Source organism: Mesorhizobium sp. B1-1-5 (genome assembly GCF_006443065.1).
Lineage (GTDB): Bacteria > Pseudomonadota > Alphaproteobacteria > Rhizobiales > Rhizobiaceae > Mesorhizobium.
Genome location: NZ_VFWS01000151.1, coordinates 1 through 10953 on the forward strand (window position 1 = coordinate 1; position 10953 = coordinate 10953).

General features: G+C 64.7%; 12 protein-coding genes. 4 read left to right on the forward strand and 8 right to left on the reverse strand.

Annotation, left to right across the window (positions count from 1 at the left end):
- Positions 1 to 250: 250 nt before the first annotated feature.
- From FJ980_RS27210 to infC, 8 genes are all read right to left on the reverse strand, one after another.
- The gene (locus FJ980_RS27210) at positions 251 to 853 is read right to left on the reverse strand and encodes a nucleotidyltransferase family protein (RefSeq protein WP_140546766.1); all 603 of its coding nucleotides are present in this window, start codon (positions 851 to 853) and stop codon (positions 251 to 253) included.
- A 39-nt stretch (positions 854 to 892) separates the two neighbouring features.
- Complete coding sequence (gene pheT, locus FJ980_RS27215; RefSeq protein WP_140546767.1) at positions 893 to 3301, reverse strand: phenylalanine--tRNA ligase subunit beta; 2409 nt, start codon at positions 3299 to 3301, stop codon at positions 893 to 895.
- A complete protein-coding gene (locus FJ980_RS27220; RefSeq protein WP_140546768.1) occupies positions 3298 to 3735 on the reverse strand; it encodes a GFA family protein in 438 nt (145 codons plus the stop codon). Before FJ980_RS27220 ends, pheT begins: the two co-directional genes overlap by 4 nt.
- Positions 3732 to 4829 (reverse strand): phenylalanine--tRNA ligase subunit alpha, encoded by a 1098-nt coding sequence (gene pheS, locus FJ980_RS27225; RefSeq protein ID WP_140546769.1) that lies wholly within the window; start codon positions 4827 to 4829, stop codon positions 3732 to 3734. Before pheS ends, FJ980_RS27220 begins: the two co-directional genes overlap by 4 nt.
- Before the next feature lie 145 nt (positions 4830 to 4974).
- Positions 4975 to 5376, reverse strand: coding sequence for a 50S ribosomal protein L20 (gene rplT / locus FJ980_RS27230; RefSeq protein ID WP_042637600.1), 402 nt, complete (start codon positions 5374 to 5376; stop codon positions 4975 to 4977).
- Between the two features lie 37 nt (positions 5377 to 5413).
- Entirely contained in the window at positions 5414 to 5617 is a 204-nt protein-coding gene (gene rpmI, locus FJ980_RS27235; protein WP_027166935.1) for a 50S ribosomal protein L35, read from the reverse strand.
- Positions 5618 to 5950: 333 nt separating this feature from the next.
- Entirely contained in the window at positions 5951 to 6598 is a 648-nt protein-coding gene (locus FJ980_RS27240; protein WP_140546770.1) for an isoprenylcysteine carboxylmethyltransferase family protein, read from the reverse strand.
- A 124-nt stretch (positions 6599 to 6722) separates the two neighbouring features.
- Positions 6723 to 7259 (reverse strand): translation initiation factor IF-3, encoded by a 537-nt coding sequence (gene infC / locus FJ980_RS27245; protein ID WP_095767981.1) that lies wholly within the window; start codon positions 7257 to 7259, stop codon positions 6723 to 6725.
- Between the two features lie 213 nt (positions 7260 to 7472).
- Here infC and FJ980_RS27250 point away from each other — a divergent pair, with 213 nt between their 5' ends.
- The 4 genes from FJ980_RS27250 (at position 7473) to FJ980_RS27265 (ending at position 10863) form a co-directional block, all read left to right on the forward strand.
- A complete protein-coding gene (locus tag FJ980_RS27250) occupies positions 7473 to 8246 on the forward strand; it encodes an alpha/beta hydrolase (RefSeq protein WP_140546771.1) in 774 nt (257 codons plus the stop codon).
- Positions 8246 to 9388: a benzoate/H(+) symporter BenE family transporter gene (locus FJ980_RS27255; protein WP_140546772.1), complete on the forward strand. Its 1143-nt coding sequence runs from the start codon at positions 8246 to 8248 to the stop codon at positions 9386 to 9388. Before FJ980_RS27250 ends, FJ980_RS27255 begins: the two co-directional genes overlap by 1 nt.
- A 116-nt stretch (positions 9389 to 9504) precedes the next feature.
- The gene (locus tag FJ980_RS27260; protein WP_140546773.1) at positions 9505 to 9984 is read left to right on the forward strand and encodes a DUF2852 domain-containing protein; all 480 of its coding nucleotides are present in this window, start codon (positions 9505 to 9507) and stop codon (positions 9982 to 9984) included.
- Between the two features lie 120 nt (positions 9985 to 10104).
- A complete protein-coding gene (locus tag FJ980_RS27265) occupies positions 10105 to 10863 on the forward strand; it encodes a M48 family metallopeptidase (RefSeq protein ID WP_140546774.1) in 759 nt (252 codons plus the stop codon).
- Positions 10864 to 10953 lie beyond the last annotated feature (90 nt).

Below are 10953 nucleotides of genomic sequence, written 5' to 3' on the forward strand. Positions count from 1 at the left end.
TTGGTGAACGGGTGAGCGACAATGGAAGGGGCGCTTCGGCGCCCCTTTGAAGGGTCGGCGCGAGGCCCCCCTCTCTGTCCTGCCGGACATCTCCCCCTCAAGGGGGGAGATTGGCAGCTTGGGCGCCGGCGCCCTTCCTGCCTCGATTATTAGCGAAAGCGGACGCGACATCGATCTCCCCCCTTGAGGGGGAGATGTCCGGCAGGCCAGAGAGGGGGGCCTCGCGCCGCCGTATCTTATCCCTGCACCCCTACCAAGCCACCACACTAATCTCCGGCCAATACTCCTGCGCCCTTCTCCCCTTCGCTTCGTGCGTCCGCTGATTATCCAGCCCCCGGTTCGGCGTGATGCGAAACGAAAAAAGATCGTCGAGCCCGAACGGTGCCACCAGCTCCAAGGCTCCGTCGGCATCGTACCGCACCCCCACCGCATGCGTCTTCGAGGCAAAATAGCTCACCGACTCGCTCGCGCTCGCATAACGCGGGCACTCCTGCCCGAACTTTACCGGATACCACAAATGCACCCGCGCCTGGTTGCGCACCTCGACCGGCAGCGTCAACCCCGCGAAATGTTCTGCCGCCCGGCGGATCACGGCATCCTCGGCCTCGTAGGACAAGTCGGCGTCGTCGAAATAGAACAGGTCGACATCCTTGATGCCGTAGCCCGGCGGCTTGCCGGTCAGATGGTTCCAGACGCTGTTGTAGAGCGCGCCGGAAACCACCAGCCAATCCGGCAGCGCAAGCTCGCGCACACGCGCCAGCGTTTCATCCAGCAGCGGATCGGCCGCGATGATGGCCAGGAAGGCCGCGCGCTGTTCCTCGAAGCGGAGGCCGGAATAGCGGAGATGGTGCATCGCCCTTTGGAGAGCGATTCGCCATCGCTGCGCAATGCCCTACGCCCTCAGCACGCCGCCCGTCTGCTTGTTGACGTTCTCGACGATGCGTCTTGCGAGCGCCTCGAAGTCCTCGTCGGTCAGCGTCTTTTCGACCGGCTGGATCGACACCTCGATGGCGATCGACTTCTTGGCCGCCCCCAGCGAGGCGCCTTCGAACACGTCGAACACCGAAACGCCGGTGACCAGCTTCTTGTCGGCCGCGAGCGCTGCCCGCACCAGCGTGCCGGCCTCGACCGTCTTGTCGACGACGAAGGCGAAGTCGCGCTTCACCGCCTGGAAGGGCGAGAGCTCCAGCTTCGGTTTGGTGCGCGTCGGCTTGGCCTTCGGCTCCGGCACGGCGTCGACGAAAACCTCGAATCCGCAGATCGGACCTGACGCGTCCAGGCCGTCCAGCGTCCTCGGATGGAACTCGCCGAAAGTGCCGAGCACCGTCTTGGGGCCGAGCTTGATCGTGCCCGAGCGCCCGGGATGATACCAGGCTGGGCCGCCGGGCTCGATCTGCAGCCGGTCGACCGGCGCGCCGCAGGCTTCGAGCGCGGCGATCGCGTCCGCCTTGGCGTCGAACACCCCGACCGGCCCGGCATTGCCGGACCAGCTGCGGCCCGAGCCGTCGAGCTTGGCCGTGCCGCGCCGCACGCCGGCGGCGACGCGCCGCTGCTGGTCGGCGCCATCGCCCTCATAGGTGCCCGAGACTTCGAACAGCGCCACATCGCCGATGCCGCGGTCGGCATTGCGCTGCGCGGCCGCGATCAGCCCCGGCAGCAGCGACGGCCGCATGTCGGACATGTCTGCGGCGATCGGGTTGGCGAGCTTGAGCGCCGTCTGGCCGCCGCCGAACAGCTCGGCGTGTCTTGCGGGGATGAACGACCAAGTGACGGCCTCCATCATGCCGCGCACGGCGAGCGCGCGCTTGGCGGCGCGGGTGCGCACCTGCAGTGTGGTCAGGATCTTGCCGTTGACTGCGTCATGCGAGGTAAGCGGCTGGGCCAAGATGTTGTCGACGCCATGGATGCGCATCACCTCCTCGACCAGGTCGGCCTTGCCGTCGACATCCGGCCGCCAGGACGGCACCTCCACCTTGACGACGTCGCTCAGTCCTTTCGGCTCGAAGCCGAGCCGGGTCAGGATGCCAAGGGCTTCCTCTCTCGGCACCTCGATGCCGGTCAGCCGTTTCACTTCCGACAGCGGGAAGGAGACGATCTTCGGCTTGTGGCCGGCATAGCCGGCAACCTCGATTTCAGAAGGCGTGCCGCCGCAGAAATCGAGCACCAGCTTGATTGCCAGCTCGACGCCCGGCACCATGAACTCGGGATCGACGCCGCGCTCGAAGCGGTAGCGCGCGTCGGTGATGATGCCGAGCGCGCGGCCGGTGCGGGCCGTGGCGATCGGATCCCAGAGCGCCGATTCGATCAGCACGTCGGTGGTGTTCTCGTCGCAGCCCGAATGCTCGCCGCCCATGATGCCGGCGATCGATTCCACGCCATTGTCGTCGGCGATCACGCACATCTCCGGCGTCAGCGTGTATTCGCGGCCGTCCAGCGCCAGCACCTTCTCGCCGTCCTTGGCGCGCCGCACCACGAGGTTGCCGGCGACCTTCGCGGCATCGAAGACATGCAGCGGCCGCCCGCGGTCGAAGGTGACATAGTTGGTGATGTCGACCAGCGCGCTGATCGGCCTGAGCCCGATGGCGATCAGCCGCTGCTGCAGCCATTTCGGCGACGGACCGTTCTTGACGCCCTTCACCAGCGTCAGCGCGAAGCCGGGACAGAGCTCGGGCGCCTCGATCATGACCTTGACCGGGCACAGGCCTTCGCCGGCATGCGGCATGATCCCGCCGCCGGTGAGCCGGCCAAGCCCGCTCGCTGCGAGGTCGCGCGCGATGCCGTAGACGCTGGTCGCATCCGGGCGGTTCGGCGTCAGATTGATCTCGATGACCGGATCGTCGAGATGCGCGTAGGCGGCGAAGCTGGTGCCGACCGGCGCATCCTCAGGCAAATCGATGATGCCGTTATGCTCGTCTGAGATTTCCAGCTCGCGCTCCGAGCACATCATGCCGTGGCTTTCGACGCCGCGGATCTTGCCGACCGAGAGCGTCACGTCGATGCCGGGAACATAGGTGCCGGGCGCCGCGAAAGCGCCGATCAGGCCAGCGCGGGCATTGGGCGCGCCACATACGACTTGAACAGGCGGCTTGCCGTCGCCGGTGTCGACGGTCAGCACGCGCAGCCGGTCCGCATCGGGATGCTGCACCGCCGTCAGCACCTTGGCAATGACGAAGGGTTTTAGGCCGGCCTTGTCGTCGACATGCTCGACCTCGAGGCCGATCGCCGTCAGCCGCTCGACGATCTCGGCAAGCGAGGCGTCGGTCTCGAGATGGTCCTTGAGCCAGGAAAGGGTGAATTTCATGTTTCTGTTCCGTTCGGTCCTTGCCCATCAGGTCTGGGCACGCTGGTCTTCAGCTCGCGCGGCAGCGCATCGGGCATGTGCAGGAAGGGCAGTTGCTCGCGCACATGCGCATGCACGGTCGGCCTGAAATAGGCCGGCATGTCCATGGCGCCGAGCATGAAATAGATCTGGTTGTCGAGCCGCTGGTCGAGATAGGCGATCGGCGAGCCGCAGATGCCGCAGAACGTGCGCTCCACCGGGCCGTTGCGATAGCTTTTCAGCGATTTGCCGTTGAGCGCGACCTGATCGGCCATGAAGCCGACAAAGGCCGACACCGGCGCGCCGCTGGCGCGCCGGCAATCGCCGCAATGGCAATAGCTGATGTGGTGCGGCTCGGCCGAGGCCTCGAACCGCACCGCGCCGCAGCGACAGCCCCCGGTGTGGGGTGCGGTCATGTCGACAGCCCCCCGAACAGCGTCGGCAGGTCGAGCGGCCGGAAGCCGTAATGCGACAGCCAGCGCACGTCGGCGTCGAAGAAGGCGCGCAGGTCCGGCATGCCGTATTTCAGCATGGCGATGCGGTCGATGCCCATGCCCCAGGCAAAGCCCTGATATTCGTCGGGGTCGAGCCCGCCGGCGCGCAGCACGTTTGGGTGCACCATGCCGCAGCCCAGTATTTCCATCCAGTCGGAGCCTTCGCCGAAGCGCACTTCACCCGGACGCGAGCGGTCGCACTGGATGTCGACCTCGAGGCTGGGCTCGGTGAACGGGAAGAAGGACGGACGGAAGCGCATCTTGACCGACGGCACCTCGAAGAAGGCCTTGCAGAACTCCTCCAGCACCCACTTCATGTTGGCGACATTGGCCGACTTGTCGACCACCAGCCCCTCGACCTGATGGAACATCGGCGAGTGGGTGGCGTCGGAATCCTGCCGGTAGGTCTTGCCGGGGATGACGATGCGGATCGGCGGCTTCTGCTTCTCCATCGTGCGGATCTGCACGGGCGAGGTGTGCGTGCGCAACAGCTTGCGCTCACCCTTCTCGTCCGGCTGGAAGAAGAAGGTGTCGTGCATCTCGCGCGCCGGATGTCCCTCGGGAAAATTCAGCGCGGTGAAATTGTAATAGTCGGTCTCGATATCCGGGCCTTCGGCGATGGCGAAGCCGAGGTCGCCGAAGATCGCCGCGATCTCGTCGACCACCTGGCTGATCGGATGGATGCGGCCGCGCTCGGCCGGCGACTGGCGAACGGGAAGCGTGACATCGACCTTCTCAGCCGCGAGCCGGGCCGCGATCGCCACATCCTTCAGTTCCGCCTTGCGCTGGGTGAGCGCTTCGGTGACGCGGTTCTTCAGGCCGTTGATCGCCGGCCCCTTCACCTGGCGCTCCTCGGCGCTCATCGCGCCCAGCGTCTTCAGCATTTCGGAGACGGAACCCTTCTTGCCCAGCGCAGAGACGCGCACCGCCTCGATCGCGGCCTCGTCCGCGGCCGCCGCGATTTCGGCGAGCAACGAGCCTTCCAGGGCTTCAAGATTTCCAGCAGTGGCGTTCACGGCGAAGCTCTCTCGATCGGGCGACAGTCACCATTTCGGTTTCGTCGTCGCCATTTTGGTTACATCAGGCATAAGAAAAACCCGCGCCAGCCGTGCCAGCGCGGGTTCCCCAAATCAGAATTGCGTATGCTTGGGAAGCGCTGGCTTAGGCGACAGCGCTCTCAAAAGCATTCGGCGTGGTGTTCTTCAGATATTCGAGCGCGACCTTGGCCTTGGCGACCAGCGCGGCGAAAGCCTGCGGCTCGTGGATGGCCATGTCCGAAAGGACCTTGCGGTCGATCTCGATGCCGGCCTTGTTGAGGCCGTCGATGAAGCGGCCATAGGTCAGGCCATGCTCGTGGGTCGCGGCGTTGATGCGCTGGATCCACAGCGCGCGGAACGAGCGCTTGCGGTTCTTGCGGTCGCGGTAGGCGTACTGCAGCGACTTCTCCACCGCCTGCTTGGCGATGCGGATGGTGTTCTTGCGGCGGCCGTAGAAACCCTTGGCGGCCTTCAAAACCTTCTTGTGCTTGGCGTGGGCGGTGACGCCTCTCTTTACGCGTGCCATGTCATGATCTCCTTAAACGCTGTCCAGACCGAAATGCTCAGAGGCCGTTCGGCAGAAAATTCTTGATGACCTTCTTGCCGTCCGGTTCAGCCAGAACCATCGTGCCGCGGGCATCGCGAATGAACTTGTTGGAACGCTTGATCATGCCGTGGCGCTTGCCGGCGGCAGCCGACAGCACCTTGCCGGTGGCAGTAATCTTGAACCGCTTCTTGGCGGCCGATTTGGTCTTCATCTTGGGCATTTTGCTACTCCGTATTGGTGGCGCACCATCGCGCTTCTTGTCTCGCTTCGGGCCGACCAAAGCCCGAAAAGCAAATGAAACCGCCACGGCATGCCCTGCCGGGCGGTTTTCTTGGAACGGCGGTCCTATAGATCAAAGATGGCCGGCGTGCAACACCTCAACTAACGCGCCGTTCCATTTGCCGATGCGCCAGTAGGGTGGCCGAGATTCAGGTCAGGCCGAGCCGAGAACGGCGTAGGCCGGAGCGGAGCGTACGTTCAAGTACGTGAGCACCGGAAGCGCAGGAAGCGCGGCTCGCAGGCCGGCCTCACCTGAATATCGGCCACCCTAAACCTAAGGCAGCGTGAACCACACCGGCAGCATCCCCGACTGCTGCATTCCGTCGATCAACTCAAAGGCGGGCAGCGCCACCAGGAACACCAGGCCGTCGAGCAGCGTGTTCAAGAGCAGGCGCGGCCTGAAGCCGCCGGTATCGCCTTCCTGGTAGAGCGCAAGGTTAGGAAAGAACCGAGGCACCTTGGCCAGATAGGCCTTGTAAGGCGCGCCGAGCAGTTCCCTCAGATACCGCTCCTCGCGCAGGATGACGATGTGGAAGGCGCCGGCGCACAGAAGCGAAAACAGGATGATGCCGCTGAACGAGCCGATCTGCGCGCCGACGCCGGCGGCAGCCAAGGTCGAGAACAGATAGAGCGGGTTGCGGGTGATCGAATAGGGGCCGCCGGTGACCACTTCGGCCGATTTGCGCCCGCCGATATAGAGCGTCGACCACAGCCGACCGACGATGCCGAGCAAGATCAAGAGCACGCCGAACATCTCGATCGACTCATGAATCAAGGTCTCGGGTGGGAAGCTCGATTGGCCGAACAGCAATGCGCAGAACAGCACTACAATCAGTACCGCCAGCACGATCCGGCGCATGTGCTGATAGCCGCCAAGGCCTTCTGTTTGCCCGGCGGGCTCGGACTTCGCTTCATCGGTCATGACCCAACCCGATCGTCGATTTGCTCGCGATCGGCTACCCGATCGTCGAGTTTGAGAGCGATCGGATAGAAAACAGGCGCCCCGCCGATCGTCGGGACGCCTTGCACCCTAATTTTGGCGGGATTTAGCGCGGCGCCAGAACCATCATCATCTGGCGGCCTTCGAGCTTCGGCTCCGCCTCGACCTTGGCGATCGTCGCAACTTCCTCGCGCACCTTGTTCAGAAGCTGCATGCCGAGTTCCATATGCGCCATCTCGCGGCCGCGGAAGCGCAGCGTCAGCTTGACCTTGTCGCCTTCCTCGAAGAAGCGCCGCACGGCCTTCATCTTGGTCTCGTAGTCATGGCTGTCGATGTTCGGGCGCATCTTGATCTCCTTGATCTCGATGACCTTCTGGTTCTTGCGCGCTTCGGCCGCCTTCTTCTGGTTGGCGTATTTCAGCTTGCCGAGATCGAGGATCTTGACGACGGGCGGCACCGCGTTGGGCGATATCTCGACCAGATCGAGCCCAGCCTCTTCGGCCAGCAGCAACGCGTCGTTGATGGAAACATCGCCTCGGTTCTGGCCGTCGGCGTCGATAAGCTGGACCCGGGGCACCCGGATGTCTCGGTTGGAGCGCGGCCCGTCCTTGGTGGGTGCCGCTGCTTTGAAAGGTCTGCGAATGGTCGTGGTCTCCTCGGCCGTTTCGTTCTGGGTTCTTTAGACAAAAGTAGGTGGACGCGCCTATGTGGGGAGCGCGGGGCGTGAGTCAATAGCATAGCCGCGCCGCAAAATCACCTGCTGCCTGGTAATTGTCTGCACCAAGCAAAGAAACGCCGCGAGCACTTTTCGTTGAACCACCGCCTGTGCCAAAAGACCGGCGGGAAGGACAAGCTCATGGCCGCCAGCGCTCCGGTTTTCATCGATGTGGACGGGTCGGGCATCGCCGTCAGGCAGATGCCGGGCGCCGCGCCCGGCGTGGTCTGGCTCGGCGGCTACAAGTCCGACATGCAGGGCACGAAGGCGCAGACGCTTGCCGCCTGGGCCGCGAGCGAAGGCCACGCCTGTCTGCGACACGACTATTCCGGCCATGGCAAGTCGGGCGGCGAATTCGCCGACGGTACGATCTCGAAATGGTTGGCCGAGAGCCTCGCCGTCTTTCGCCGGTTCAGCAAGGGCAGGCAGGTATTGGTCGGCTCCTCGATGGGGGCGTGGATCGCCTTGCGCATGGCGCAGGAACTGCGCAAGGCGGGCGACACGAGGGTTGCCGGCCTGGTGCTGCTCGCCCCGGCCCCGGACTTCACCGTCGAGCTGATCGAGCCGGTGCTGACCGACGCGCAGCGGCAGGATCTGAAGGAAAAGGGTTTCTTCGCCGAGCCGTCCGATTATTCGGACGAGCCCTATATCTACACGCGCGCGCTGATCGAGGACGGCCGCGCCAACCGGGTGATGACCGGGCCGATCGACACCCATTGCCCGGTGCACATCCTGCAGGGCCTGGCCGACCCGGACGTGCCGTCCGGCCATGCCTTGAAGCTCGCATCCATGCTGCCCGCCGACGATATGACGCTGTCGCTAATCCCGGACGGCGATCATCGCCTGTCCCGCCCCGAAGATCTCGACATGCTCAAGCGGGCCGTCGGCGACATGGTCAAGCGGGCGGCCGGATAATGCGCATCTCCATCCCGATATCCGCCTTCGTCGCGGCGATCGTCGGCTTCGGCGGCACGCTGGCCCTGGTCATCGCCGCCGCCAAGGCGGTCGGCGCCACGCAGATCGAGACCGCGAGCGGCGTGACGGCGATCTGCCTGGCCATGGTCGTTGAATGTCTGTGGCTCTCCTGGCGCACCAAGATGCCGGTCATCACCGCCTGGTCGACGCCCGGCCTGGCGCTGATCGCGGCCTCCAGCGGGTTTACGATGCCGCAGGCCGTCGGCGCCTTCATGGTCACCGGCGTCCTTCTGGTCGCCACCGGCCTGTTCAAGCCGTTGACCAGGCTGATCGCGAAAATCCCGCCTTCGGTCGCGTCCGGCATGCTGGCCGGCATCCTGGTCAGCTTCGCCGTCAATGCGGTGAAAGCCATTCCGGCCGACCCTTGGCTGATCCTGCCGCTGATCGCCGCCTTCTTCGTCATCCGCCTGTTCAACCCGGCTCTATCGGTGCTGGTGGTGCTGATCGGCGGCGGCCTCGCCGCTTTCCTCACCGGCCGCGTCGGCAGCCTGCCGGCGCCGGAACTGTCGACATTGACATTGATTGCGCCGCAATTCACCGCCTCGGCGATCATCGGCCTTGCCCTGCCGCTCTATCTGGTCACCATGGCCTCGCAGAACCTTTCCGGTCTCGCGGTGCTGCGCGCCGCGGGCTACCATCCGGAGCCCGGTCCGCTGATCGGCGTCACCGGCCTGTTTTCGCTGCTCTCGGCGCCGTTCGGCGCCGCGACCACCAATCTCGCGGCGATCTCGGCCGCTATCTGCACCGGCCCCGATGTCCATCCCGACCCGGCCGAACGTTGGAAGACCGGGCCGTTCTACGCGCTCGCCTATCTTATCTTCGCGATCTTCGGCGCCTCGCTGGTGGCGATCTTCGCCGTCCTGCCGCAAAGCCTGATCGTGCTGGTCGCGGGGCTCGCCTTGACGGCGCCCTTGGCCAACGCGCTGTCGATCGCGCTGAAGGACGAGGCCGAACGCATGCCGGCCACCGTCACCTTCGCCGCGACGGCTTCGGGACTCACGCTCTTCGGCGTCGGCGCCGCATTTTGGGGGCTCGTCGCCGGAATGGCGGTGCTTTTCCTCGAGAAGCTCAAAAAGCGATAATCATTTCAGGCGCTTCGCCGGTTTTGGGCGGGTTTGCCTTGAATCGCCGATTTCGCCTTCCCATTTCGATTCCACGCAGCCGGTTTGGCTGTCTCCAATGGAAGGATTGGGAGAAAATGAACACAAGTGCATTGATCCGTCCGGCCTGGACGCCGGCCACCATCGCGCTGATGGTCATCGGCTTCATGGTGTTCTGGCCGCTCGGCTTCGCCATGCTCGCCTACATCATCTGGGGCGATCGGTTGGAAGGCTTCAAGCGCGACGTCAACCGCACCACAGACGGCATCTTCGCCGGTTGCCGTCGTCGCTCCGAGAAGGCGGCCCGCTGGGGCCACGGCTCGGCCCGCACCGGCAACGTCGCCTTCGACGATTGGCGCGAGAAGGAGCTGGAGCGCCTCGCCGAGGAGCGCCGCAAGCTCGACGGGATGCTCTCCGAGTTCGACGAGTACGCCCGCGAACTGCGCCGAGCCAAGGACCAGGAAGAGTTCGACCGCTTCATGGCCAACCGCAACAAGTCGACCGCGCCAACCTCGACCGGCTCGAACGAGAAGGCGGGTCCGGAGGGTGGTAAAGGTACCAACCTGCTCGACGACTGAGATCCGGCGACACGTCTCGGTATGATATGCGGCGTCGCGTTTAGCGGCGCCGTTTCTTTTTTGTTCTCTATGTAGCTTCCCTCCACTGGCCGTTTTTTTCGAATCGCGTATCGTCCAGCCATGACCCTCGGCTTCCTTCGCAACCTGACCAAGCCAAAGCCCACGCCTGTCGTCGAGCGCGAGCATTGCGTCGCCGGCCGCACGCTGCCGCTCAAAATCGTTGAGAGCGCCAGGGCCCGGCGGCTCACGCTGCGCATCGATTCCGGCGGCCAGGGCCTGCGTGTCACCGTGCCGCCCGGCCTGCGCCGGGGCGAGGTCGAGAAATTCCTCGACCGCCACCAGGACTGGCTGGAGCAGCGGCTGGCCAAGGTGCCGACGAGGCCGCAGGTGCGCCCGGGCATCCGGATCCCGATCCGCGGCGTACCGCACCGCATCGTGCACGAGCGTTCGAAGCGCGGCACCGTCACCGTCGCGCGCGATGATCGCGGCCCGCTCTTGATCGTCCATGGCGAGCGCATCCACCTGCCGCGCCGCATCGGCGATTACCTCAAGCGCGAGGCCAAGAAGGAAATCGAGAGGCTGGTGATCAAGCACACCGAGACGATCGGCAAGCGTGCCAAGGCGATAAGGTATAAGGATACCTCCAGCCGCTGGGGGTCATGCACCTCGGAGGGCAATCTCTCCTTCTCGTGGCGCATCATGATGGCGCCGCCGGCGGTGATAAACTACCTCGTGGCGCATGAGGTGGCGCATCTCAAGGAGATGAACCACGGCCCGAAATTCTGGAAGCTGTGCGAGAAACTGTGCCCGGATACCGACCGCTGCAAGGACTGGCTGAAGCGCAACGGCGGCGCGCTGCAAGCTATTGTGTTTGAGTAGCTACTCTGATGTTGCGCGCGGATCCGCGCGCAACATCCAGACGCCGAGTTCCTTCGTGCCCCCCTCTGCCCTGCCGGGCATCTCCCCCAC